Below are 25,135 nucleotides of genomic sequence, written 5' to 3'. Positions count from 1 at the left end.
AGATATGGCTACTGCAACGAAAAATTCAAACAGAAGGTGGCGCTTGCTGAGCGTCCAGTTCAGCCTTATCAAAAAGAAGTGGCTCTAGCGATTCGGCGTGTCGAGCCATTCGAAGCTCGCGCTTTAGGATGTACGTCTCGTAGATGTCAGAATGCATCTCTTTCTTAATCCTGACGACCCGCTTTCGGTTCTCAAGCGTCGGTCGCCTTTTAGAAATACGAAAGACTTGAAGCAGGCGAGCGAGGTCCGCCCAGTATGGATCTAACGCACCGAGAGCTGGAAATCTTCCGGCCCTGATGCTTTGCTCTGCTTTGAGTAGCTTACGGATCGACGGGGTGGGGTCTCCGTATGGCATTGGTGGCATCTCCACTCGCGCCTGCACGCCTTCTTCGATGTAGGCCTCTGCGTCTCGCGTATTGGTCGCGTAAAGATGAAGACTGCCGACCGCGTGCTTATACGAGCCCAACTCCACCTTCAGCGACCTAGCGACGATTTCTTGAAGCATTGTGAACGCGAACACATCATGTGGTAGCCCCATGTATGCGTCGTTCGAACGCATCATGACCAAGAGATGAAGTCGGCCGCTTCGAATTGAAAACTGTAGCGTGCAGGTGCAAGGAATGTCCTTTCGCCTCGCTGCAATATCTGCGGCCAAGTCTTCTCCATGAAAGAGTTGTATGACTGCGCGCCGAGAATCCGGGCGTGCCTTTAGCGTCGTGATGACATTCTCTACTTGATTCGTACCGTTCTGCCCGAACAACCTCGGACCATATGCACCAAAAATGGTCTTGCCGTCGTCAGAGAATTTGTCGTAGCCACGAATATAGTACTCAATGAAAGCGACCTCATCAGTGCCTGATAGATACCAAAGGAACTCCCCCAAGCAGCTGAAAAACGTCCCTTTTCGCTCCGTGCGACTTAGCCGAGCACGAGGTTGCCGGATATGGAGGAGCACACCGTTGAGTTCGGTTGCCTGACCTTTGCTTGGATTAATTTCTGCTGCGCCCCGTCGTCGCAGCAGTCGCTTGTAGACCCTGATGAGTAGGTCATCTAGCGTATCGGCACTGAGATACATAGCATTGTTCTTATCGTCGACGCTGGTTCATCGACGTGCGCGCGCATCTCCGCTTCGGAGTTACGCGGATTCAGTCAAACAGCTTAAGTTGGCTTGTCTGACTGGCCCGAAGTGCTTGTAATTCGAGTTTCAATTTTCGACCACGCATAACCAACGTCCGTCGGTCTGCCACTTGAGCTCCCCGACTTATCGCCAGGTCCCGAACTTCCGTCGTCACATCGTAGTGCGGGAGTGACGCCTCGGCTTGAAACCAGCCGCGTTTCAACCCGAGAGCAGTGGCAAAAAAATGCAGTTCGTCAAGCGAGTCGGCTACCAGATGGCACCATTGTCGTCCTCGCCACCTAATTCGAGCATTATCGACATAGACTGCCACCTCGCCCCCTAAATAAAATCATTTTCATCTCAATACGTACCACATAATACTCCATGCCCGTCAGGCTGCAAGTATGTAGAATGTATGGATGTTGGTGAGGGGGCCGTAGTCATTATAGAGCCGCACGATGTACGGTCTTCCACAAAATTCTCTGCTCAGATTGGAGTCGGCGATACGCTTTGCAAGAAGGATGTCCTATTCCGATTTGACACAGTTAATAAGTAATTTTTTAAAAAAATAAGGAGTGAATCTTTCCTCTATTAAATCAGAGGGACGGCAAGCGCGTAGCTTTGCTCATATCCCTCTAAAGATCGAAATCTTTCCAGTCATCGAATTTTAATTTTGAGCGCAAAGTATCATTGTGCTGCTCAATATAGTCGGCTAGCGGCCAATGTTTAGGTAGGCGCGGCAGTCTCATCTGATGGCCGTGAAGCTTTGTCGTCAGACTTGCCTCCAGTTTCGAGTGCTTTCGCGAGGATGCTCTCGGATCCCGATAGGCGATCGTGTAGTCTGACCGGAGCGTTATATAGGCTTTGTCAAACAGCTTGTGATGTAAGGGATTGAGCAAAATGCCGTTGCGCACGTCAAGGCGCTGTTGCCGCGTCCCCTCCGACCAAGGGACAATGTGGCAAGCTTCCAGTGTGTCATGGAACTCCATCCCAGTGAACGCGCACTGCTTAGAGTAGGCCTTGTTGACCGCATCACGAAATAGGATCTGTTGGATACCGCGGGATTTGACCTGCGTGTAGACTTGCTCCGATTCATCGGGAGCTTCCGTAAGAGTTGCGAGCAACGAGTCGTACGAGAGTCCCTTCGCCGCGAAATCGAAAGGGTTTCCCTCCCGCCGCCAACGATACGAGCAGACGTGTTTGAGCCCAGCATCGAGGTCATTTCGATCATGTGCAATGAAGCCGGATCCCGGGAGGCCGGATCCATTTCTGACCAGAATCGTCAGCGGAGGGAGTCGAGACTCCATGCAGTAATCCTGTATGCGTCCCAACACAAAGCGAATAGCGCGGTGATGTACTCCAATCTGGTCGCCTAGCTGCTTGTATGTAATGGTTTTTCTCTGTTCTGCTATTGCCGCTAGCACCGGCCAAGCTAGGCGAGCGCGATCCATCTGATTGATCTTCGACATAATTGTGATTTGCGGAGGCTTGTCTGCAATTTGGACGCAAGCTAGCGGTCAATTTTCGGCACCCCCGGAATGATTCACCGGAGAGGTGCGGATCAGTTTGCGGTCTTATGACATCTTATCCATTATCGATCGCATTGGCAGCGGACTCCTGGTCGAATGGTGGTCGCACCTTGAAAGCGACCCTCATCGATCCACGAGTTAGCCGAGCAGTTATGGGTCGAAAAAATTGCCATCTTAATGCCGTCCTTTTGGGCTTAGTTTCCCGCCACACCCCCTACTATCACCCCAATCCCCCCACTATAAAAATCAAACACTTACCCTCTTCGCGTAACACCCCAAAATAGTAAACGCCCCACTCGCAATCCCTTGCCAGATAAGCCCCCCAGCCACCCCTAGCCAAGGTTAATAGCCTATCGGGGGGGGCGAATCCCCCTCTCTCCGCCAAAAGCATCAAAAAACCCCATAAAATCAAGTGTTTTATGGGGTTTTTGTTTTTCGACTATCAAATAGACATCAAACGTAGACTCGTTGGTCGAGGGGGTGTAATGACCCAGTGAAAACCTGCTCACGTCATAATCGAGGAAAAGACGATGAGCAAGGTGATGGAGGACGACATCAAAAGGTGGACAGCGAAGCGCAAGAGCGCCCTGGTGCTGGACATCATTCAGGGCAAGACCACAGTGGCGGAGGCGAGCCGCCAGTACGATCTGTCACCCTTCGGAGGTCGAGCCGTGGGTCGATGACGGCAGGCGGGGCATGGAGAATGCCTTGAGAGCCAACCCACAAGACGTGCGGGAACAGTATGAACACCAGATCAAGGACCTCCAGGAGGCCTACGGCGAGGCGATGCTGGAGTTGCGTGCCAGAAAAAAATTGCAGTCCCTGCTGGGCGAGGACGAGAAGTGATCGAGACGATCCGCCAGGGACTTCAAGCCGACGGCATCACCGTCTCGATTGCCAAGCTGTGCCGCGGGTTCGGTGTACCGCGTCGCACCGTGTACTACAAGCCCGTGAAATCGGCGCGCAAGGTCGATGCGAAGTTCGCCGCGCTGATCAAGGCGTTGATCGAGGAGTCGCCGTCGTTTGGCTATCGGACGGTCGCGTACCTGTTGGGGTTCAACAAGAACACCGTGCAGCGGGTGTTCCAGTTGATGGGCTGGCAGGTTCGCAAGCGGCCAATCGGCTTCAGACCGAGGATTCAGGCGTTGCCATCGGTGGCGACGATGCCCAATGAACGTTGGTCAACAGATTTGTGTCGCGTGTGGTCTGGGCGGGACGCCGGGACGGCAGGGCGACACTGGCACGGGTGATCGACTGTCATACGCGCGAGCTACTGGGCTGGCATCTGTCACGCAGTGGCCGCGCCAGCACGGCTTCGAGCGCGTTGGAGCATGCGTTGATTGCTCGCTTTGGTACGCTCGGACGGGTGCCGAAGCCGTTCCTGCTGAGAAGCGACAACGGGTTGGTCTTCACTAGTCGTGCCTACACGGCCCTGGTGCGCGGTTACGGACTGCGTCAGGAGTTCGTCACGCCACACTGCCCGCAACAGAACGGTTTGGTCGAGCGCGTGATTCGCACGCTCAAGGAGCAAGGCGTACATCGTCACCGCTTCGAAACGCTGCAGCACGCCAGCCGTGTGATCGCCGACTGGATTCAGTTCTACAACCATCGACGGCCCCATCAGGCGCTGAACATGAAAACCCCGGCTGAGGTATTTGCATTAGCCGCTTAATCTGAGCAGGTTTCGCTGGGTCATTACAGAAGTGCCAATTTTCGATCTCGACCATTCGGCGGGATGGAGAGCCTCGCAGGACTACGGCGGTGAGGCTCGGTTACGCGCAGGCGTTCAACGCAGCCGCAAAGCGCTTGTCCGCGAGGTACGCAACGTTGAACCGGCAGTAAGCCGACACTTGCTCCCCCGTCGGCGAGAACACCGCGCCCGGCGCGAGGATGACGCCATGTTCGATGAGCGCCGCGGCCAGTTTCATCGAATCGGACCAGCCCGGCAACGATGCCCACAAATACAGACTCTGGTCGCAAGGCCGATAGATTTCCGCATTCAAACGGGTCAGCGCGGTGATAGCCGTGCCTGTAGCGCGTCGTAGCTTCTCCTGGAGACGATTTGTGTGCCGCAGGAAGTGACCGTCGCTGATGATCGCATCGAGTGTGCGTTCGCAGTATTCGGAGCTGCTTACGTGAGTGAGCATCTTCACGTCGGCCAGATCGCTGGCAAGCGCTGGATTGCACGCAAGGAATCCGACGCGTAATGCTGCGGAAACGGACTTGGCGAAGCTTCCGATGTAGATCGTGCGCCGCAGTTGGTCCAGGGTCGCGATGCGTGTCAACGAGCGTGGTCTCAGATCGGCAAGCGCGTCGTCCTCGACGATCGTCAGATCGTGTCGTTCGGCCAGCTGCAGAATGCGATGGGCTTTCGCCGCACTGGTATCGGTCGCCGTCGGATTATGGCCCACCGACTGTGTGAAAAAAAGCTTCGGCCGATACGCGACGAGATGCGCTTCGAGCTTGCCGATGTCTGGCCCATCGACGGCGCGCGGCACGCCGACGATGTTCGCCCCACTCAGCCTGAGCTTTCCGAACAGCGGGTAATACCCGGGATCGTCGACCAGAACCGTGTCGCCGGGCCGTACGAAGTAACGCAGCACCAGGTCCATTGCCTGATTGGCGCCGTGCGCGAGCACGATTTGCGACGGACTCGCGTCGATCTCGTAGCCTGCCAGTTTTTGCTGCAGCGACTGCCTCAGAGGCAGATAGCCGTAGCGGCTTCCATAACGGAACAGCGACGCCACGCCGGTGCGCACGACGCGTTGATGGTACTGATCGAGGCGCGTCTCTTCGAGCCATTCGACCGGCGGGAACCCCTCACCGAGATTGAGCACGTCGGGTTTGACCTGCAACTGCTCGCGCATCAGCCAAACGATATCCATTGCGCGATCGAGCGTCGATGGTTCATCGATCTCGTCGGTGGCTTTCACGCGCCGTGCCACGAAGAAGCCGGAGCCGCGCCGCGGCTCGATCAGCCCTTTCGCCGTCAGATTGTCGAACGCGCTGATGACCGTGTTCTTCGAGCAACCGGCCGCCTCAGCGTATTCCCTAATTGAGGGGAGCTTGGCGCCGGCGGGCAGTAAGCCGTCCTCGATCTGTCTGGCCAAATTGTCTGCCATCGAGCTTGATAGGGTGCCCCTCTCATGCCGATTCCTCATTGTTGCTCCGCAAAATAAGCCGACCGTAATGGGTACAGTCATTCGACTGTCGTGGATAACTGTATCTTCAAAATGGGTACACGGAGCCTATTATTCGTCCACTGACTGGCCACCGCAAGCAATAGCGCCCCTGCGGCATTCGACACAAAGGACAAATGAATGACCATCGATTCGACGCTTCCCAACTATCGTGCGCTGTCACCAGCACAGCGTCTCGCACATCTCAGCAAGGCCGTTGGTCTTGACGATGCGGCGCACGCGCAGTTGGCCAAACCCGGCGCACTACCGCTCGACATCGCGAATGGAATGATCGAAAACGTCATCGGCACGTTTGAGTTGCCAATGGCTGTCGCCGGCTACTTCCAGATCAACGGAAAGGACGTGATCGTGCCGATGGCGGTCGAGGAACCCTCGATCGTGGCGGCCGCATCGTTCATGGCCAAACTCTCGCGAGAGTCGGGCGGTTTTCGAACGTCGAGCACGGGGCCCCTGATGCGCGCGCAGGTACAGATCGTCGACGTGTCCGATCCGTATGGCGCGCGACTGTCGATCCTGAAGCACAAGGACGAGCTGATCGAACTCGCGAACGGCCGTGACAAGGTTCTGATCGGTCTCGGCGGAGGATGCCGGGACATCGAAGTGCATGTGTTTCCCGACACGCCACGCGGCGCGATGGTGGTCGCGCACCTGATCGTCGACGTGCGCGATGCGATGGGCGCAAACACCGTCAACACGATGGCCGAATCCGTTGCGGGCCGCATCGAGACGCTGACGGGAGGCAAGGTGCGTCTGCGCATTCTCTCCAACCTCGCCGATCTGCGGCTCGCGCGTGCGCAGGTCCGTTATTCCGCCGAGACGCTCGCAACCAAGGCGTATTCGGGCGAAGACGTCATCAATGGCGTGATCGACGCCTATCTGTTCGCGTCCATCGATCCGTACCGCGCGGCGACGCATAACAAGGGGATCATGAACGGCATCGATCCGGTGATCGTTGCGACCGGCAACGACTGGCGCGCGGTCGAAGCGGGCGCGCACGCCTACGCGAGCCGCAGCGGGCGCTATACATCGCTGACGACGTGGGAGAAAGCGAAGAACGGCGACCTCGTCGGGACAATCGAGTTGCCGATGCCGGTCGGTCTGGTCGGCGGCGCGACCAAGACGCACCCGCTGGCACGCCTGGCGCTGAAGATCATGGATGTGAAATCGGCACAGGAACTGGGCGAGATCGCGGTTGCGGTGGGTCTCGCGCAGAATCTGGGCGCATTGCGCGCACTCGCGACCGAGGGGATTCAGCGCGGACACATGGCGCTGCATGCCCGCAACATTGCAATGTCGGCGGGCGCGAAAGGTGACGAGATCGACTGGGTCGTGAAAAAGATGGTCGCCGCGAAGGATGTACGCACCGATTTCGCTATCGAATTGCTGGCAGGGCCTCGTCATGCGTGAGCAGGTGCTACCGCAGGGCGTGAAGATCGTCGAGGTCGGTCCACGCGACGGGTTGCAGAACGAGTCGTCGATCGTGCCGAGTGCGACGAAGGTTGAGCTGGTCCGCCGGCTGGTCGCTGCGGGGGTGAGATGGATCGAGGCGGCATCGTTCGTCTCGCCGAAATGGGTGCCGCAGATGGCGGACGGCGCGCAGGTGCTGCGCGACATCGAACGCAAGGAAGGCGTCGTGTTCTCGGCGCTGGTGCCGAACCTCAAGGGACTCGATGCCGCGCTGGCGGCGAGATGCGACGAAGTCGCCGTCTTCGCTGCGGCATCGGAGACTTTCTCTCGGAAGAACATCAATTGCTCGATCGCGGAGAGCATCGATCGCTTTGCCCCCGTCGTGGAGAAGGCCCTGGCAGCGGACGTTCGCGTGCGCGGTTACGTTTCCTGCGTGCTGGGCTGTCCGTTCGAAGGCGACGTCGATCCGGACCACGTTGCCGCGGTGGCAGCGCGGCTGTACCGGATGGGCTGTTATGAGATCAGTCTGGGCGACACTATCGGCACCGGCACACCAGTGAAGACGCGGCGCATGATCGATGCGTGCGCGAAGGATGTGCCGGTCGCAGCGCTCGCCGGACACTTCCACGACACGTGGGGCATGGCGACGGCCAACGTCTACGCTGCGTTGCAGACGGGTATCTCGACGTTCGACAGTTCGGTGTCGGGAATCGGCGGATGTCCGTATTCGCCGGGCGCGACGGGCAATGTGGCGACAGAAGACGTGGTCTATCTGTGCCACGAACTCGGTATTGCGACGGGAATCGATCTTGCAGCACTCATCGACGCAGGCAGCTTCATTTCGAATGCGTTGAGCAGGACGACATCGTCGAGCGTTGCACGCGCGAGCCGCGCGCGTGAAGTCAGGCTTGCGTCGGTTTGAAAGGGATGGCGGGAAACACGCGAATCCCATAACAAATGCTTCAGAACGGAGGAGACAGATGGAACAGTACCGCGGACATTCCGCGACAACCGCTATGGTGCAATCGGCATCGGCAATCCGCGCCGAGGAGACCTCTGCGCGCTATGCCGAGGTGTGGGGTGACACGGTCGATCTCCGTCATCTCGGAGGGTCGGTCGCGCTTGGCATAGGCATCAGCGTCGGGGCGTTTTTTGCGGGTAAGCATGTGCTGTCGGCGTTCGTTGCCGACGCGGCCATCGCGCGCGCTTACGCGATGCTCGTGGGACTTGCCGGCTGTCTGATGGCCGGCGCTATTTGCGCATACCTGTTCAAACCGAAGCGGCTGGTCGTTGAGCACACGACCGACGAGTCCGAGCGCATGCGCGTGCTGCAATTACTCGCCGCGGAATCTGGCGGTCTGGGATCCATCGACGATCTTTCGCCGTCGGCTCGAGCCGAGATGGAGGAGCTCGGTCTGCTCGAACTGTTTGCGTCGGCGGAAAAGCGCCGCGGTGACGATGCTGCGATTCATGGAGAACGTCAATGAGTCCGCTCGTCCATCAAATCGTCGTCGCGCTCGGCATGGGACTGATCGGCGCGATCGTTTTTTCAGGCATCGGTCTGATCTCCGGCACCGACGAAACTACGACCATTGCGCCGCTCACCTTGCTGGTCGCCTTGCTCGGGGTGCCGCCGGCGGGCGTGTTCACGTTCTTCATGGCCGGGGCAGTTGCCAAGCATATGACGCACTCGATTCCTACGGCATTGCTAGGCATTCCCGGCGACACGATGGCGGCGCCACTGCTTCAGCAGGCGACAATGCTGCGCGCACTCGGCGTGCCACATATCGCGCTGCGCAAGATGACGTCCGGTGCGATTATCGCGGCTTTTGTCGCGGTTCCGCTGGCGGTCTTGTTTGCGGTGCTGCTTGCACCGTTCGGCGGCGCCATCGCCAAGGCAGCGCCGTGGGTGTTTCTTGCCGCTGCGATCGGCATCGCCTACTTCTCGGCGGGCCGCTTGGCGTCCGTGCTGCTGTTGATTCCGTTCGTGTTGCTGATCGTGGGTCTGCAGGCGTTGACGAGCACGTACAGCGTAAAGCTGAGCGTGAGCTATTTTCTCGGCATTGCCATTGGCCCATTGATCGCTGACCTGTTTGCCGTGCTGTCTCCGGTCGAGCGCCGTCGCATGCGTCGCGAACACCGTTCGACGTTTTCGCTGGCGCCGGATGTGAAGGGATGGAAGGGTTATTTTCCCAATCCGTTTCGGGTTCTGGATCGCCAGCAGGCGGGATGGACAATGGCGACCGCTGCTGTTTCAAGTGCGACGTTCGTATTCAGTCCGGTCGCCATGACGGTCGTGATGGGGGAGGTCGTCGGCGCGCGCATCAAGCACGCGTATCAACGGCTGACCACGGTCATCGCGGCGAGAAATGGTGTGACGGAGGCAACGTATATCGCTGAGGCGCTGATTCCGCTCATCGCGTTCGGCCTGCCATTGAGTCCGGTCGCTGCGGGACCGGCCGCGCCGCTCTTCAACGCGCCGCCGCGCTTCTTTGTCGATGCATCGACGGGGCATGTCAACAACCTGCATACGCTGATGTCGAGCGGGGAATTCCTCGGCTACGGATTGCTATCGGTGCTGCTTGCCGCGTTAATCGCGTATCCGCTCGCCATGAACTACGCGCACCGTGCCGCATCGATCGTGGCCCGAAAGTTGAGTCACGAAGCCATCATCGCGACGTTCGCCGGACTCATCGTCGTCATCAGCGTGTGGGAGGGGCAGCTTCTCGGGCTGGCGGTCATCCTGACAGTGGGGTTATTCGGCGGGCTGCTGTCGCGCATGTTTGCTTTCAATACCGGTGTGCAGTTCATGGGCTATTACGTCGCGGTATTGAGTGTGCCTGCGCTCGTCAAACTCTTCTGAAAGTCATCGGTCGACAGTGGCGATGGCCGTTCCAGTGAGCGGCCAAATCGCTCAGGCCAGGATCTTCTGTCAGTTGGTTATAGAGTCTCCACGAAATCATGGGAACTCCAGTCAACCCTGGTGCAGACGGTGATACTGAGCCTCGAGGAAACGCCGGATGTCGATAGTTCGATAATCGAAGCACTGCGCATGTTCTCCGCGGAATTGACGTCGCGTGGACAGCGGCTGCTTTGTGTGTCCCCGGGGATACCTTGAAAAGGACGGGCGCCCGGAGACGCTGAAAGATCTGCTCGATCACGAATGCCTCACGGTGTCGTCGAAGCCGACGCCACGTGGGTGGTGGACTTTTCCCGGTCTGAACCGCGGTGCCCCGTTGCCCATTAAAGGGCGACTGCAATGCGACGACACCGAGACGTTGCCCGACGCCGCGGTCGCGGGGTTCGGCATTGTGCATCCGGCTACGTGGCTGGTCGATGAGCGTTTGCGACGTGGCGAACTTGTCTCACTGTTTCCGTCGGAGGACGGGAGCGCCGCGAAGGATGCCCCAGCAATCCATGCAGTCCGTCTTCCCGGTCGATCACATGTGAAGAAGGCCCGTCTCTTTCTTGAACATATGCGCGACCATGTCGGGACCCCTCCATACTGGGATCAGGCGTCCTCGCGTGGGCCAGAAGCGACGCGAAACCGGTAGCGCTCGACAGAGTCGGCCGGACCCCGCGCCCAGGAAGGCTAGGCCTTGCGCAAAATCTCAATCGCCCAATCGACAAATACACGGACCTTCGACGCCAGATGCCGGTTGGCGGGGTAAGCCACGTGGACCGGAATCTGGGCGCCGTGCCATTCTGGAAAGAGTCGTTGCAAAGCGCCAGATTGCAGATGGGGACTCACCAGGAACTCGTAAGTGGTGAGCACGCCGAGACCAGCAATACCCGCGGCGAGCGCCGCGCCGGAGTCGTTGACCGTGATCTGATAGGCACCGTGTACGTCAGCTACAGCGTCGCCCATTGCGAGCCGGAACACAAGGTCACGACCGGTGCGCGGTGAAGCCATTCGCACGATCGTATGGCCCTGACCGAGGTCGGAAGGGGCTTGCGGTGTGCCCTGTCGGGAAAGGTATGCCGGCGCCGCACAGGTCACAAGCGTCAGCGTACCTGCGGGCCTCGCAATCAGCGAGTCGTTGAGCAACGGTCCCAGCCGCAGCACACAGTCGAGGTTTTCGGCAATCAGGTCCACCGGCCGATTTCCCACATTCATGTCGACCTGTACATCCGGGTAGCGCGCAAAAAAATCAGGCATTGCCGGTATGACGACGTGCTGGGCCAGCGAACTGGGTAGCTCGATCTTGATCTTCCCCTTCGGAGAGCGAGTCGCACTGAGCACGCTGCCGTCCAATGAGCCAACTTCGTCGAGTACGCGTATTGAACCTTCGTAATAAACCTGACCTTCCTGGGTCAAGGTGAGTTGTCTGCTGGTTCGATGCAGAAGGCGCACACCCAATTCCTTTTCGAGTTCCTGGACCAAACGTGTCACAGTTGACTTCGGCACATTCATCAGATCAGCCGCCCGAGTAAATGTCCCGGAGTCGACGACCCGAACAAATGCTTGCATCGCAGAGAGTTTATCCATTCATTGAGCCATTACGATGGGCCAGACGCAGAGCTATGACGAAGGTCGGTTCGGCAGCAACGCGTGCGCGCTGAATTCTCGCACACCCAATGTGTCAACGGCGGATAGTCGCGTCCGCGGGACGCCGCTTGCGTGTTGTTCCCGCGCACGACCCGGATGGCTTACGCCTCGCCCATGAACCGGACAAGCGCCTCGAAGGCTTCCCGGCGATTCTTCTCGAGCACCAGCATATGAGTTGCTTCCCCGAGTTCAAGCCAGCGCTTGTCGGTGGTGCCGGTGAGATGGAGGAAATAGTCTTGAGCCAGCGCAATCGGCACGTCAACATCCCATTCGCCGTGGATCAGGAGAACGGGCACTTCGATCTGGGCCGGGTCATAAAACGGCTTCCCCTTGGACCAGAACTCGCGAATATCCTGTACCGGTCCGTTAACAGCGCGCACCGATTGATTCGCACGAAGTTCCGCATCCGGTTCAGACCGAACCGTGTTGTCGAGCCAGGCTTCGAAGCCACCGGCGGGAATCAGGGTATCGCGCTTCCATTGCGGTGCTGCGCCCACCCAACGCTCACGTGCGTCAGCGGCGCGCACCACACGGTAGCCGCCAAGCGGGCCGCCTGCATCCAGCGGAATCGGCTTGTCGCTGACCCACTGAGGCGCGATAAGTCCCAGCTTGCGAACCTTGTGTCCGTTACGCGCTGTAAAAGTACCTGTGACGCTGCCGCCCCACGACATGCCAATCACATTCAATCGCGCAATGCCCGACGTGCGCAACACGAAGTTGACTGCTGTCGTGAAGTCGCGAATGCCGGACTCAGTTCGACCGAGCGGCTTATTTTGCGATGCCGGGAGGTCCATTTCCTGCGGGCGGGTGGAGTCGCCGTAGCCACGGACATCGACGGCGTACACGTCGAAGCCTGCCTGCGCCAGATAGTCCATGAACGAGTACCCTTCGAGGGACGTATCGTAAAGGCTCCCCGATCCGTACGTTGCGCCGTGCATCATCATCACGGTGTGGGCATCGTCGAACTCCTCCTGACCGACGGGACGCTTGTTGCGGATATGGAGCTCGATGTCTGGCGTGTCGCTTGGAATCATGAAGTCGCGGACGTGAACTTCGGTTTTCTTGGTCATGATCTTCTCTCGGGAAAGAATGGGATTGATTAGCGCGGAATCCAGTTGAATCCGGTGCCGTCGCGCTCAACAACGCCAACCGAGGTGCCTGGGAAATGACTGCTGAAAAACGTGGCGTGATTGTCCGCTGCGAAATTCAGCGCCCAGTCGCGTGAGCGTCGCGCGTCGTCCTGGAACTCACAAAAGACTGAGTTCCAGTCAGGTTTGGCGACCTGCACTGGGTGATGCATGACATCACCTGAGAACAAGGCCAGTTCGCCCGCCGATTCAAGGCTGATCGACAGATGATCGAAGCTATGTCCTTTGGTCTGGTGGAAGGTGAAGCCCTCGACAGGCTGCTGATGCGAGGCATCGATCAATACAGCCTGACCCGCGTCCACGATCGGCTGCACGCTGTCAGCGAAGATGCCGGCGCTCGGGGTTTGCACATGCTTTTCGTTCGCATAGAACTGGTACTCGGGCGCAGAAAACACGTATTGCGCGTTCGGGAAGGTCGGTATCCAGCGATCACCGGCGAGCACCGTATTCCAGCCAACATGATCGACGTGCAGGTGCGTGATGAGAACGAGGTCGATGTCGGCTGGTCGCACGCCCGCGGCCGCAAGCCGGCTCAGATACGGCGTTTTCAACTGATTGAATACCGGATTCAGCGGGCGGTTTTTGCCGTTACCTGCGCCGGTGTCGATAAGGAGGGTCTTGCCACCAATCTGAACGATCCAGCTGTGTACGCTCAGCGCGACGTTCTGGCCGTCATCAGAGGTGTTTTCCGAGCCAATCCAGTGCGGCCGGGCGTCGGTCAGAACGGATCGGTCGCGGTCAGGGAAAAGATAATCCGCGGGAATCTCTGGCAGGATGAGTTCGGTCACGCGAGTGACCGTCGCGTTCCCGATCTGATAACTGTGAATCGTGTCCATTTGGGGCCGTCCTGTGAAAGGCGCCCCGAAGAGGTATCGAGGCATGGACCGCATAGTGCCCGGCGCAGACCGGACAAAGAAGCAGGCAAGGGCGAAACCATCGTTGCGAAAACGCGAACGTTGGACGTCACCTCAATCAGGGAACGCGACGGATGACCGCTGTCGGCTGCCAGAGCAGTGACGTCCCCCTGATTACCTCTTTGCTGGTTTTCAAGTCCTGCTGGGAAATCGTTGTGGGGGAAGGGGTTAGGGAGGCGTTGCTTCGAAAGCGGGAGGGCGTGAAAAGCCGGAAACCCACATGTAAAAAATACATGTCATCAGCTTGCGCAAGGCGAATTAGCGAGAGGTGAAACGCTATGCCGAAACTTAAGCCGGGAACCGTCCTCCCTATGCCGGCTGAGGACGCCAAGATCAAGAAGCAGATGGGCCAGGATTCTCAGAATCCGGAATGGACGAAGACGGAGTTCGCTAAGGCGCGACCTGCGAGTGAAATGTTGTCGGGGATTGTTGGCGAGGAGGCTGCTGAGAAACTGCTCAAGCCTCGTGGTCGGCCCAGGGCCGAAGTGACGAAGGAGCGAATCAACATTCGGCTGTCGCCGGAGGTTGTCGATTACTTCAAGGCGTCGGGGAGCGGTTGGCAGACGAGAATCGATGCGGCGTTGCGGCAGTTCATTGCAGAGCATCCGCATTTGGTGTGATGGAAGGTGCTGAGATATTCTCTAGCGACAGACGCGTCGATAAGTTCAAAGGGTTCTTTCGAAATCGTTCTCATACCGGGTGAATTGCCGGCCAAACCCCAGCTTGTGGGTAACACGGCGCCCGGTATTGATGACAATGTTCGCGGGCAACTGCATGGTGCTGCCAGCGTTATGGGCCGCGAATCTGCTTGGGTATGTCTTGACGCCAAGCCGCTTGAGCGCCTGCGGAGCCAGACCAGCCTATGCGCACAAGACCACTAGCCGGTGTGCCTGCCACCATCGATAGTTTCCGGGCAGCCCGGGAGGTGTTCGACGCGCAAGTGTGACGGCGAAGTCCGCCGGTGAGGGCGCCGGAAGCTGCCCTCACCCAGGATGGACTTGATCTGCGTGCCGGATCTCGGCACGCAGGTTCGTCACTTCCGCGTCGTCTTCCTTGCGGCTTCCGCATAGCCGGCGGCAACGGCGTCGCCATAGTCCGGCTTGACCGCGTCGATCTTCTTTTGCTGCAAAAGGAATTCTGCGGTTGACATGAGCGTCTGCGCAGCGCCGCTCTTCGCGCCACAGCCTAGCCATTGGCATGACACCTGAGCTTCCAGCGTCGGGTATTTGTAAAGGGCCATTTCTTCTGCCGCGTCTTCGGCTTTGCCCCCGAGTCCCTTGATCACAGCCGCGAGATTGGCCGAACCGACAGCCCACGCTTGCGGGTGCGCGACGAAGTCGCGATTGGTCGAGTCGAGGACTTCGATGAACTTGGTCATGAACTCCGGATTGGCCGATCCGAAGGATCGGGTAACTGCCATGCCCTCAAACGTGCATCGTCCTTGTTCGCAGATTTGCCCAGCCGTGATCAACGGTTTCCCCGTCGGCCTTATTCGCCCCAGCGCGGGTCCCCAAATGAACGCGCCATCGACGTCGCCTCGCTCCCACGCTGCCGCAGCCTGTGTAGGTGTCATGTTGACCAGCTTCACCTGGGAGGTGATGCCCCATTTGCCGAGCATGTACATTAGTTGATAATGGCTCGTACTCGCGACGGGCACAGCGATCGTTTTGCCTTTCAAATCCTGTGGCGAATTGATATTCGCTGCGTTGCGCACCATGAGTGCTTCGGCATTGGCGATGTCCTCAAGAATCCAGAACAATTGAATGTCCATCCCCCGGCTGGCTGCCGCTGCGATCGGGCTCGATCCGAGTACGCCGATGTCGATGCTGCCCGACGCCATCGCGCTCATGACCGCAGCACCGGAATCGAATTTCTTCCAATTGATTCGATAACCGGTCGTCTTTTCGAACGCACCGGTGACCATCGCCGCAATCCAGGGGCTGTACGTGGTTTGGTACGCGATGTTGACAACTCTTTCGGCTGCGTGAAGCGGCGTAAGCAGGCTGCCGGCTACAAGGCCCAGACCACATATGAGTGACCTGGCGATTCTCCCGATTTGATTCATCCGTTTCTCCAAAGTAACTGTTCACGAGGAGCGGTCAGGTCTCGCCCCCACGGTATTCAGGTTGCCGCAGTCAACGCGGTTTCCGGCGCCGAAGGCTATCTGCCAGCACACAAAGAATCTCGAACATGAGTGTTGCACCCACCAGTGCGGTATTGCCACTTGTGTCGAACGGCGGTGAGACTTCCACAACGTCACCGCCTACCAGATTCAGTCCCTGCAGACCCCGAATCATGCGCTGCGCTTCGAGGGTCGTCAGTCCGCCAATCTCCGGTGTTCCTGTGCCGGGCGCATAGACCGGGTCAAGCGCATCGACATCGAATGTCACATAAGTAGGGCCATCGCCAACCACCCGCCGCGCTTCGGCAATGACTGCCTCGCTTCCCAACGCACGGCATTCCTCAATGTCGATGACGCGAATGCCCTGGCGCTCTCCCCAATCGTTTTCGCTATCGTTATATAAAGCGCCCCGAATGCCGATTTGTACCGTGCGCTTCGGGTCGAGCAAGCCTTCTTCGATGGCACGTCGAAATGGGGTGCCGTGTGTGTAAGGGTTATCACCGAAATACCGGTTCCAGGTATCCGTGTGTGCATCGAAGTGCACCATGCCGACAGGACGATCCCTGGCGATGGCCCGCAAAATCGGGAGCGTCACCAAATGATCCCCACCGACCGACAGAGGCGTAATGCCCGCGTTGCAGACCTCGTCATAAAACGAAGCGATGCGCGCCAGCGAGTCCATCAGATCGACCGGATTCACAGGGGTATCGCCAAGATCGGCGCAGTTGCATAACGAAAACGGGTTAATGCCACTGGCTCTGTTGACGTTGCGCACCATCGTGGAAAGATCGCGCACCTGACGCGGGCCGTGACGCGCACCCGGTCGATTCGTGGTGCCGCCGTCCCATGGCACCCCGATCAGGCCGATGTCCACTTCACCGATAGTCTCATCCGCCAGGCTGAGATAGGGCAGCCTCATGAGGGTTGCGAGCCCCGAGAAGCGGGGCATGACGGTTCCGGTGATGGGTGCAAATTTATTTTCTCTCATGGACAATTCCCGGGAACGCGTCGTGAATTTGCAGGGCTAGCTGACTCCCACCGCCACACGACGCAATTGGCGGCGTGAAGCGAGTGTGTCCCGTTCCACAGTGCTCATGGAATCCCGAACAATCAAACTGAACTTCGGCACTTTCCAAACAATCTGCGCGGCAAGGCGTTGCGGCGCAATGCAACCCGCGGTATTCACGGTTACCTTGTCATGATCAAAGTCACGGACTTCGACCTGCGTTTGCTACGCATATTCAAAACGGTGTCGGATTGCGGTGGATTCTCGGCTGCAGAGGCTGCGCTGAATATGAATCTGTCGACGATCAGCACGCACATGGCGGATCTGGAAGCGCGTCTGGGAATTCGGTTGTGCGACCGCGGGCGTCGCGGCTTTCGGCTGACCGATGAGGGTCGCGCGTTTTACCTGTCAGCGCAGCGGTTGCTCGATTCGGTCGAGGCCTTTCGGATGGATGTGGGGGCGCTACATCGTCAGATCAGCGGGGAATTGCTGATTGGTATCGTCGACAACACGATTACCGACACGCAGTCGCAAGTCGCCCGCGCGATCGATGTGCTGAAGCGTCAGAGTCGTGATCTGGAGATAAGGCTGGAAATCAAATCCCCCTCCGAGATCGAGGATGGGGTGTCGCAGGGGAAACTGCACCTGGGCATCGGCCCTGTTCGCAACGCCCAGCCGGGGCTGAATTATGAGCCGCTTTATCGCGAGGAGTTGCAGCTCTATTGCGGATCGGGGCATCCGCTATTCGATGCGTCGCCAGATGATATCGATGTAGAGACCTTGGCAAGTTTCGACTATGTTGCACGCGGATATTTGCGTGAAACAAAGGAGTCCGGAAGTATCGCGAGCTTCAAACATACGGCGACGGTCTTTCACATGGAAGCCGTCGCAATGCTGATTCTGTCGGGGCGATTCATCGGCTACTTGCCTTCGCACTATGCCGGGCTTTGGGTGTCGCAGGGCACGATGCGGTCAATCTGTCCGGAGCGCCTCACGCACCATGCCGAGTTTCAACTGATTACGCGAAAGGGCAGGGAGATGCCCACACCGGCGCAAGCATTCGCTGAAACACTTCGCTCCAGTGTTGGCGGCAATTGAATGGGCGGTTGATGCGCCCTTGAATTCAACCTCCCCTCAACTTCTGCCCGGTGGCCACCGCCGCTCTTTCCGCGGCAATCCACTCCCGGAATGCGGCGATCGCGGGTTCGTCTGCGCGTACCGACATGAAAAAGTGTCCGAAGCGCAGATCACGCTCGCCGGCCCTTGCTGCCCCTTTCCACTCGACCGTCATGACCGGATCAACGCGGGGCGCCCCTTTGCGCCGGCGGGATCCCCACCCGAATCGCAACATCGAACCCGTCCCGCTCGAACTGAGCTGATTAAGATCGTGCCAAAGGCAATTGGAGGTGGCGACGACACAAGATCGCAACGATCTGCCGTGACCTTGCGGCAGCCATATACGCCACCGCGCATCTCAGATTTGACCCCGCTCCTTCAGGTACAGATGGCGAGGCACACCCCAGAGTATTAGCAACGTCGCAACAAGGCACGCGCCGGCAATTGCGTACAGACCAAGGGCGGGGCTCCCTGACACCGTCGTGACTTTGCCGACCATGTACGGGCTGATGATTCCCCCAAGTTGGCCAAATCCGTTGATCAGAGCAATGCCTCCTGCCGCGGCAATACCAGTGAGAAATCGGGAAGGCAGAATCCAGAACAGCCCCAGCGACGTGATGATCCCGGTCGCTGCAACAGTCAGGCCAATCACAAGTATCAGCGTGTTGGACGGAAACAGCCCGCAAACCAGATATCCCACTGCCCCGGCAAGCGCGCTCATTCCGAGGTGCCACCTGCGCTCACCCGTCCGGTCCGAACTCCTGCCGGCGAGAACCATTACAACGCCAGCCACTGCATATGGAAGCATGGAAATGATGCCAATTTGTAATGCATCCGATGTTCCTGCGCTCTTGATCAACTGCGGCATCCAGAAAACCAGGCCATAGATGCCCATCGCAAGAAACACGTAGATGAACGCCAGCATGATCGTGACGGGATCTCGCAGCGACGCCCCCAGCGAATGGACTTCCCGAGCCTTGGGGTCATTGGCAATCTGCGTCTGAAGCACCCGCTTCTCCTGTGCGGTCAACCAACGTGCCGAACTGATGGAGTCGTCGACGAAAAAGAAAACGACGACCCCGAGTAAGATCGACGGAATGCCCTCCAGAAGAAACAGCCATTGCCACCCCGCCAGCCCGTGCATGCCGTCGAAGTATTTGAGAATCGCCCCTGAGATAGGGCCGCCGATAATGCCGCAAAGCGGAATCGACGCCATGAAAATCGAATTGCATCGACCGCGTCGCTCCGAGGGGAACCATGTTGTAAAGAAATAGAGGACCCCCGGAACGAACCCGGCTTCCAGCGCACCGATAGCAAATCGAAGTACGTAGAACCATGTCTCGTCGCGCACAAACATCATGGCTGCCGACGCAATCCCCCACGTCACCATGATGCGTGCGATCCACTTTCTGGCCCCCACGCGGTGCAGGATGATGTTGCTCGGAACCTCGAGCAGAAAGTAGCCTATGAAGAAGACGCTTGCCCCGGTACCGTAGATTGCATCACTCAAACCAAGCTCGCTCTGCATCTGAAGCTTTGCGAAGCTAATATTGATCCGATCGAGATAGGAACAGACAAAGCACATCACGAACAGCGGGATAAATCGCCAGAACACTTTTCGCGTAGCATTTTGCGCGTCCACGTCTGCGTCGACATCCAGCGGCCCAATAGGGCGAGCAGTCTCCATTGTTGTCTCCATTGTTGATTATTTTTTTTGCGTTTTAGTAAGTTGCCCGGCCACCGGAAAGATCGAATACGGCGCCGGTAGTGAACGAGTTTTCGTCTGAGGCCAGCCAGGCAATCAGCGACGCAATTTCGCTCACCTCGACAAAACGGCCACGCGGGATTTTCGAGAGCATGTAGTCGATGTGCTCCGCCGCCATTTGCTCGAAGATGCGCGTGCGCGCGGCGGCGGGTGTTACGCAGTTGACCGACACGTTGAGCTTCGCCGTCTCTTTGCCCAAGCTCTTCGTCAACGCAATGACCCCCGCCTTTGCGGCGCTATAGGCAGACGCGTTCGGATTGCCCTCCTTTCCTGCAATCGATGCGACGTTGACAACGCGGCCGTAACCTCGCTCGATCATGGTCCGAATCACGGCTTTGTTGACATGGAAGGTTGCGTCCAGGTCCACGTCGATAACACGCCGCCATTCGTCATCCGGGTACTCAGCCAGCGGCGCATTGGGACCGGCAATGCCAGCGCTGTGCACCAATGCGTCGATTTTGCCAAAGGCGCCAATCGTTACGGTTACAGCCTCGCTCACCGCCTGCGAATTTGTGACATCCACCGTAACGGTACTGACCTCGCCGAAGCGTCCAAGCTCGGCGCGCGCAGCGGCAAGCGCGGCTTCGTCCCGATCCCACAGCGTCACGCGTGCGCCACTGGTCAGCAGTCGTTCTGCCACGGCAAATCCGATACCGTGCGCGCCACCGGTGACAACGGCGGATCGCCCCAAATAGTCGTATTGGTTCATCGAAGCCCCTCAACCCTGCACGAGATGTTGGCGCTGTTGACCGAGGCCTTCGATACCGAGGCTCATCACCTGACCTGCACGCAGATAGACGGGGGGCTTCTGTCCCATACCCACCCCCGGAGGCGTTCCCGTCGAGATGACGTCGCCAGGATGAAGGCTCATGAACCGGCTCAGATAGGAAACGATCTGCGCGACAGAGAAAATCATCCGGCTGGTATTGCCAGACTGGTAGCGGGTCCCGTCGACGTCCAGCCACATCTCCAGCTTTTGAGGGTCGGGAACCTCATCGGAAGTGACAAGCCAAGGGCCGAGCGGTCCGAACGTATCGCAACCTTTGCCCTTGTCCCATGTGCCACCCCGCTCCAGTTGGTACTCCCGCTCCGACACATCGTTGATCAGGCAATAACCCGCGACGTGACTGAGGGCGTGCGCTTCGTCGATGTAGCTCCCTGCCTTCCCGATCACCACACCCAGTTCGACTTCCCAGTCGGTCCGCTTCGAACCGCGCGGAATGATCACGTCGTCGTTGGGGCCGCAAACCGCAGAAAGCCACTTGTTGAACACGACGGGTTCGGACGGAATGGGCATTCCGGATTCTTCCGCGTGGTCTACGTAGTTCAACCCGATACAAATGAACTTCCCGATACCGCCAACGCAGGGGCCAAGGCGGGTCGCTTGGTCCACTCGCGGAAGCGCCGACAGATCCATACCTCTTAACCGTTCAAGCCCCTCCGGCAGCAATGCCTCTCCTCCGATATCGCTAACGATGGAAGACAAATCGCGAATGTCCCCTTGTGCGTCGAGTACACCGGGCTTCTCCTGACCACGCTCGCCAAATCTGAGCAACTTCATTTCAACTCTCTCCTATGCATTTTTCTCGTTCTGCCGGCACTACCTTGCCGGCGAGGCGTGATCCGAAATGTAGAAGAGTGCAGATGTTTTGAATAATGATAGATTGCGAGCAGGCGATAACTTTCCCTCATCGGGTCTTTCCCCTAGAGACAACGACATGCTTCCAAGTCCCGACGTGCTTTCCACTCGCCTCAAGCTCAAGCAACTGAGGTTACTTGTGGCGATAGACGATTTCGGATCGCTCCATCGAGCTGCCGACGAACTGGCTTTGACGCAACCTGGGGCGACCAAGGCGTTGCGGGAGATCGAGTCCACCTTCGGCAATGAGCTTTTCGTCAGGACGTCTCAGGGCATGGTGCCGAACGAGCTGGGCCGATGTGTCATTCGTTATGCCAAGTTGATACAGACCGATGTGACCCACCTTGTCGAAGAGATGGAAGGCGTGCTTACCGGTATTGGCGGGCGGCTCGCGGTGGGAGCCATCATGGGCGCCGTATCTGGCGTGCTGGTCGATGCAGTGATGCGACTTCGCCGGAAGCAACCGTCGCTCAGAACGGAAATCACGGAAGACACCAGTGTCCGTCTTTTGGCGCTGGTAGAAAGCGGAAGGCTCGAGTTAGCACTTTGCCGGTTGAGTGTCGCGCGCCAGCCGGAGAATTTTGTCTATATCCCCTTGCGCGACGAACCGCTGGCGATAATCGCGGGTCCCACGCATCCACTGGCCCGCACGCCAAGCCTCGCGCTCACCGATCTTGCTGACTGTGGGTGGATCGTCTATCCAAGCGTCATGCCGCTGCGCAGTCTCCTCGAGCGAGAGTTCAAGGAGGCGGGGCTCCCGTTTCCCGCGCACCCGATTGAGACAGCATCGATGACGGCCACGATGTTACTCCTGCAAACAGACCCCAATTTGGTGACCCTCATGCCGCGCGACATGTCCGACTTTCTGATCGAGCATGGACTGTCGATTCGACTGGACATCGATGTCCAGTCGCGCACGGAGCCCTATGGAATCGTCACGAGACGGGGCACTTCATTGAGCGCTGCAGCACGGTTGCTCATCGACGAGCTTACGAATTCGGCCAAGGGCGGGGAGGGACGGGCACAGGTGACGGTGTTTCCAGCAGCTTGACGCTCCCGCCCAGTGCCCGTTTGCAGGGAATGTCCATCGCGGCCCCTCGCGCTTTCATGTGAGGTTCGTTGTACACCCCCTCAAGGTTATTGACGGGCCCGCACGGCACGCCTACCGCTTCCAATTGATCGAGCCATTCCGATCGCCTTTTACGGGAGTGGACCGTGGCGAGCTCCGCGTGATTGGTTTTATGTAGGCTAGAACTTGGTCAAAACGCCCAACTGCAAGCCGAGTTGCGACTTGCCGTTGACATCGCTTCCGGCCAGGTTACCGCTGGGGGCGCCTGAGCCACTGAAACGAAAGCCCGCGTTCTTGTCATTCTTGAGATAGCTAGCCACGCTATAAATCTGAGTCCGGACCGATAACGAGTAGAACGCCCCTACGCTGCCGCCACGCGCCCCCGCGCTTCCGCCGGAGGTGTCGCGCAACTCGCCGTACAGCGCCCCGACCCGCCACGCGGCCGAAATCACGTAGTCGACCGATATCTGATAGATATTGTAGAAACGCTTCACGTTCGGGTCGGTGCCTGCGAACGAATTGTTCGGATTGCTGATATTGCTCAGGATTGTGGTTGCGGTATTACCGTTGGCGCTGGACGTGACGTTGTTGGTACGCACGTAGCCTAAATAGATCGTGCCCGAACCATAGTTGTAGTTCAGGTACACGTTGTGATACTGAATCGCATTGCGGTAGATCGCGGTTTTCTCGTCGGGCAGCGCGACGAGGCCTGCATAGCCGCCACGCCACGGCCCATGGCTGTAATCCAGCGCCGCCTGGTAGATACCGCGCGCTGCCGACCCGCCAGCAATCCCGGGGACTGCGTAATGCAGCTCCAGTTGAAGGTCCGACAAGCGAGGGGAGCGCCACGAGATATCGTTGTCGTACTGCGTCGGGTTGCCGATGTCGTTCATCACCGACCCATACGTCGTTCGGCCTGTGTAGTCATTCATCAGACCAGTGAAGAAGATGGCCGTGGCTTGCCGGCCGACGCGAAATTCTCCCGCCGGTGTCTGCATGCCGACCCAGGCCTGCCGATCGAAGATTCGGTTGCTTTGTGTCGACGCACCGTTGTTGCCGTTGAATCCGCTTTCCAACTGGAATGTGGTCTTGTAACCACCGCCGAGATCCTCGATACCCTTGAAGCCGAAGCGACTCTTAAACAAGCCGCCGTCATTGATCGAAGTCACGTTGGTGCCGGTGCCGCTGCGGATGTAGCCGACATACTCGTCAAGAATCCCGTATATCGTGACGCCAGACTGCGCATGGGCTGCACCTGCGGCGAGTAATCCCGCCCACAGGACTAGTGGTCGTAGTTTCATGTTCTCGTTTCCCGTCATTGCATTGTCGCGTTGGCGCGGGCTTGCCTCGGAAGGCGCCGTTGCGGTCGTGATCAGTCGTCGTTCGGACGTGCGTTTCCCTCCAACCGACGTGGATAGTTCAGTGCCTGAAGGGGGGGGCAGAGGCGTCTGCTCGCGATCAGACGCCGTGCCGCTAGGGGGTGCCCGAGCGCCGTCGCGTGTCGGGCATGGACTGCCGCAGGGTCAGCCCACCATGTGCGGACACGCGATGGCGACGCTTGCCTTGGCCGCGCCTTCGCTGGCTAACACCTGCTCCACGGCCTGCGACAGGAGGTCGCGCTTTGTCGACAAAGAGTAGATATTTTCCTTCTCGTCGAGCGTTCCCTTATTGTTGAACACGTATCCCGCCATCACGCGATCGCCTAGAATGCGGCCGAGCAGCGTTTGTGCGTCCTGCAATGTCTGCGGCGCTTCTGAGACGATGACGTTCGTTTCCTGCTGGTCCGGACTCATGGTCGACTTAATGATCATTTCGTGGGCGTTTTCCTGCGACAAGGTCCACAGCGCGGAGATCACCACATAGAGCTTTTTCCACTGAGCTTCACCGATTTCGGCTTTCCACGCTTTGAGTGTGGCGGTCATCTCGTCGACCTGGATCTTTGCCGCAAATTGTTGGCACACGACGATTGACCCGGTAACAAATCGGCAATACTTGAGGTAATCGTCCAGGGTAAATGTCTTCTGCTGAATCACCTTTTTCATCCAGTCCGACATGTACAAAACGATCGTGATTCCCGCCTCCTCTGCTTCGGTACCCGCAATGTCGAGCTCGAAATAGTTGCTGCGAACAAGCATCACCTGCTCCAAATAGCTGGTCAATGCCGGGATCCACTGCCCTTGGCGGGGATCGTCGATATAACCGCCGATGATCGAATAGATACCCAGCGGGATATGTGCGATCGCTTTACAGATGTCATACACCGGGCCGACGTTCTGCTTCACGTAACGCGTGTCCTCGTCAACGAGAAGCGTGTAGCGGCCGCCGTCGAAGGTCGATTCCACGTACATCATCGGGAAGATTCGTTGTCCGATGATCTCGATGTTGGTCGCGTAATTTGCACGCATAGCCGTATCGATATCGAGCACGAACTGCATGGATTGCTGCTTGAGGTCGCCTGCCCAGGCGCCAATCGCCGGATCGGTCGTCGGGTAGCCATTTGCCGGATCAAGTGCCATTTCTTATTTCCTTTTTCTATCGGTAATGTGAGGGCTAC

Annotated in this window: 25 protein-coding genes and 1 pseudogene; 11 read left to right on the top strand and 15 right to left on the bottom strand. The window is 58.3% G+C overall.

Annotated features, from left to right (window positions below):
• Nucleotides 1-25 precede the first annotated feature (25 nt).
• The 3 genes from PCO31110_RS00300 to PCO31110_RS00290 form a co-directional block, all read right to left on the bottom strand.
• Entirely contained in the window at nt 26-1,075 is a 1,050-nt protein-coding gene (locus PCO31110_RS00300; protein WP_150689355.1) for a thymidylate synthase, read from the bottom strand.
• 70 nt (nt 1,076-1,145) lie between these two features.
• Entirely contained in the window at nt 1,146-1,448 is a 303-nt protein-coding gene (locus PCO31110_RS00295) for a DUF4031 domain-containing protein (RefSeq protein ID WP_150689354.1), read from the bottom strand.
• A 304-nt stretch (nt 1,449-1,752) separates the two neighbouring features.
• A complete protein-coding gene (locus PCO31110_RS00290; RefSeq protein ID WP_150689353.1) occupies nt 1,753-2,586 on the bottom strand; it encodes an HNH endonuclease in 834 nt (277 codons plus the stop codon).
• Nucleotides 2,587-3,176: 590 nt separating this feature from the next.
• Between PCO31110_RS00290 and PCO31110_RS00285 the strand changes: the two are divergent.
• The 3 genes and pseudogenes from PCO31110_RS00285 to PCO31110_RS25930 all read left to right on the top strand — a co-directional run bounded on the left by PCO31110_RS00285 (nt 3,177) and on the right by PCO31110_RS25930 (nt 4,318).
• Nucleotides 3,177-3,492: pseudogene (locus PCO31110_RS00285) on the top strand (transposase).
• Nucleotides 3,489-3,896 (top strand): hypothetical protein, encoded by a 408-nt coding sequence (locus tag PCO31110_RS25935; RefSeq protein WP_246189685.1) that lies wholly within the window; start codon nt 3,489-3,491, stop codon nt 3,894-3,896. The pseudogene PCO31110_RS00285 and the gene PCO31110_RS25935 overlap by 4 nt, the downstream one beginning before the upstream one ends.
• Nucleotides 3,893-4,318 carry an integrase core domain-containing protein gene (locus PCO31110_RS25930; protein WP_246189684.1) on the top strand — a complete coding sequence of 142 codons (426 nt, stop codon included), beginning with the start codon at nt 3,893-3,895 and terminating at the stop codon, nt 4,316-4,318. Before PCO31110_RS25935 ends, PCO31110_RS25930 begins: the two co-directional genes overlap by 4 nt.
• 100 nt (nt 4,319-4,418) lie before the next feature.
• Here the strand turns inward: PCO31110_RS25930 and PCO31110_RS00270 are convergent, their stop codons facing one another.
• Nucleotides 4,419-5,768 carry an aminotransferase-like domain-containing protein gene (locus PCO31110_RS00270; protein WP_010805761.1) on the bottom strand — a complete coding sequence of 450 codons (1,350 nt, stop codon included), beginning with the start codon at nt 5,766-5,768 and terminating at the stop codon, nt 4,419-4,421.
• A gap of 198 nt (nt 5,769-5,966) precedes the next feature.
• Between PCO31110_RS00270 and PCO31110_RS00265 the strand changes: the two genes are divergently transcribed.
• From PCO31110_RS00265 to PCO31110_RS26220, 5 genes are all read left to right on the top strand, one after another.
• A complete protein-coding gene (locus PCO31110_RS00265) occupies nt 5,967-7,253 on the top strand; it encodes a hydroxymethylglutaryl-CoA reductase, degradative (RefSeq protein ID WP_010805762.1) in 1,287 nt (428 codons plus the stop codon).
• On the top strand, nt 7,246-8,175 hold the full coding sequence (locus PCO31110_RS00260) for a hydroxymethylglutaryl-CoA lyase (RefSeq protein ID WP_010805763.1): 930 nt from the start codon (nt 7,246-7,248) through the stop codon (nt 8,173-8,175). Before PCO31110_RS00265 ends, PCO31110_RS00260 begins: the two co-directional genes overlap by 8 nt.
• Nucleotides 8,176-8,233: 58 nt before the next feature.
• Nucleotides 8,234-8,740, top strand: a complete 507-nt coding sequence (locus PCO31110_RS00255; protein WP_010805764.1) for a hypothetical protein — start codon at nt 8,234-8,236, stop codon at nt 8,738-8,740.
• Nucleotides 8,737-10,116: a tripartite tricarboxylate transporter permease gene (locus PCO31110_RS00250; RefSeq protein ID WP_010805765.1), complete on the top strand. Its 1,380-nt coding sequence runs from the start codon at nt 8,737-8,739 to the stop codon at nt 10,114-10,116. The genes PCO31110_RS00255 and PCO31110_RS00250 overlap by 4 nt, the downstream gene beginning before the upstream one ends.
• A 214-nt stretch (nt 10,117-10,330) precedes the next feature.
• On the top strand, nt 10,331-10,807 hold the full coding sequence (locus PCO31110_RS26220; protein ID WP_081636316.1) for a LysR substrate-binding domain-containing protein: 477 nt from the start codon (nt 10,331-10,333) through the stop codon (nt 10,805-10,807).
• Nucleotides 10,808-10,845: 38 nt separating this feature from the next.
• Here the strand turns inward: PCO31110_RS26220 and PCO31110_RS00240 are convergent, their stop codons facing one another.
• The 3 genes from PCO31110_RS00240 to PCO31110_RS00230 form a co-directional block, all read right to left on the bottom strand.
• Complete coding sequence (locus PCO31110_RS00240) at nt 10,846-11,742, bottom strand: LysR family transcriptional regulator (RefSeq protein ID WP_036663394.1); 897 nt, start codon at nt 11,740-11,742, stop codon at nt 10,846-10,848.
• Nucleotides 11,743-11,903: 161 nt separating this feature from the next.
• A complete protein-coding gene (locus PCO31110_RS00235; RefSeq protein WP_150689352.1) occupies nt 11,904-12,872 on the bottom strand; it encodes an alpha/beta hydrolase in 969 nt (322 codons plus the stop codon).
• Nucleotides 12,873-12,901: 29 nt separating this feature from the next.
• Nucleotides 12,902-13,786, bottom strand: coding sequence for an MBL fold metallo-hydrolase (locus PCO31110_RS00230; protein WP_150689351.1), 885 nt, complete (start codon nt 13,784-13,786; stop codon nt 12,902-12,904).
• A 356-nt stretch (nt 13,787-14,142) separates the two neighbouring features.
• On the opposite strand from PCO31110_RS00230, the gene PCO31110_RS00225 reads away from it, so the two are divergent.
• A complete protein-coding gene (locus tag PCO31110_RS00225) occupies nt 14,143-14,484 on the top strand; it encodes a BrnA antitoxin family protein (protein WP_150689350.1) in 342 nt (113 codons plus the stop codon).
• Nucleotides 14,485-14,897: 413 nt separating this feature from the next.
• Here PCO31110_RS00225 and tauA read toward each other — a convergent pair whose 3' ends face one another.
• Complete coding sequence (gene tauA, locus PCO31110_RS00215) at nt 14,898-15,941, bottom strand: taurine ABC transporter substrate-binding protein (protein WP_246189683.1); 1,044 nt, start codon at nt 15,939-15,941, stop codon at nt 14,898-14,900.
• 58 nt (nt 15,942-15,999) lie between these two features.
• Nucleotides 16,000-16,974, bottom strand: a complete 975-nt coding sequence (gene speB / locus PCO31110_RS00210; protein ID WP_150689349.1) for an agmatinase — start codon at nt 16,972-16,974, stop codon at nt 16,000-16,002.
• A gap of 210 nt (nt 16,975-17,184) precedes the next feature.
• Between speB and PCO31110_RS00205 the strand changes: the two genes are divergently transcribed.
• Nucleotides 17,185-18,090: a LysR family transcriptional regulator gene (locus PCO31110_RS00205; protein WP_150689348.1), complete on the top strand. Its 906-nt coding sequence runs from the start codon at nt 17,185-17,187 to the stop codon at nt 18,088-18,090.
• Between the two features lie 376 nt (nt 18,091-18,466).
• Here the strand turns inward: PCO31110_RS00205 and PCO31110_RS00200 are convergent, their stop codons facing one another.
• From PCO31110_RS00200 to PCO31110_RS00190, 3 genes are read right to left on the bottom strand one after another with little or no spacing between them, the layout of a single operon-like run.
• Complete coding sequence (locus PCO31110_RS00200) at nt 18,467-19,807, bottom strand: MFS transporter (RefSeq protein ID WP_370855796.1); 1,341 nt, start codon at nt 19,805-19,807, stop codon at nt 18,467-18,469.
• Between the two features lie 22 nt (nt 19,808-19,829).
• On the bottom strand, nt 19,830-20,582 hold the full coding sequence (locus PCO31110_RS00195) for an SDR family oxidoreductase (RefSeq protein ID WP_150689347.1): 753 nt from the start codon (nt 20,580-20,582) through the stop codon (nt 19,830-19,832).
• A 9-nt stretch (nt 20,583-20,591) separates the two neighbouring features.
• Nucleotides 20,592-21,434 (bottom strand): fumarylacetoacetate hydrolase family protein, encoded by an 843-nt coding sequence (locus PCO31110_RS00190; protein ID WP_150689346.1) that lies wholly within the window; start codon nt 21,432-21,434, stop codon nt 20,592-20,594.
• Nucleotides 21,435-21,591: 157 nt separating this feature from the next.
• On the opposite strand from PCO31110_RS00190, the gene PCO31110_RS00185 reads away from it, so the two are divergent.
• Nucleotides 21,592-22,563: a LysR family transcriptional regulator gene (locus PCO31110_RS00185; RefSeq protein ID WP_150689345.1), complete on the top strand. Its 972-nt coding sequence runs from the start codon at nt 21,592-21,594 to the stop codon at nt 22,561-22,563.
• Here PCO31110_RS00185 and PCO31110_RS00180 read toward each other — a convergent pair.
• The 3 genes from PCO31110_RS00180 to PCO31110_RS00170 all read right to left on the bottom strand — a co-directional run bounded on the left by PCO31110_RS00180 (nt 22,502) and on the right by PCO31110_RS00170 (nt 25,097).
• A complete protein-coding gene (locus PCO31110_RS00180) occupies nt 22,502-22,687 on the bottom strand; it encodes a CoA transferase (RefSeq protein WP_246189682.1) in 186 nt (61 codons plus the stop codon). The two genes, PCO31110_RS00185 and PCO31110_RS00180, sit on opposite strands and share 62 nt — an antisense overlap.
• Before the next feature lie 73 nt (nt 22,688-22,760).
• Complete coding sequence (locus tag PCO31110_RS00175) at nt 22,761-23,882, bottom strand: porin (RefSeq protein ID WP_051126420.1); 1,122 nt, start codon at nt 23,880-23,882, stop codon at nt 22,761-22,763.
• 222 nt (nt 23,883-24,104) lie between these two features.
• On the bottom strand, nt 24,105-25,097 hold the full coding sequence (locus PCO31110_RS00170) for a hypothetical protein (RefSeq protein ID WP_010805779.1): 993 nt from the start codon (nt 25,095-25,097) through the stop codon (nt 24,105-24,107).
• Nucleotides 25,098-25,135: the final 38 nt, after the last annotated feature.

It is taken from the genome of Pandoraea communis (genome assembly GCF_902459745.1).
In the GTDB taxonomy this organism is placed as follows: Bacteria; Pseudomonadota; Gammaproteobacteria; order Burkholderiales; family Burkholderiaceae; genus Pandoraea; species Pandoraea communis.
The sequence above is the reverse complement of the archived record's forward strand: the minus strand, read 5'-3'. Positions and strand labels throughout refer to the sequence as shown.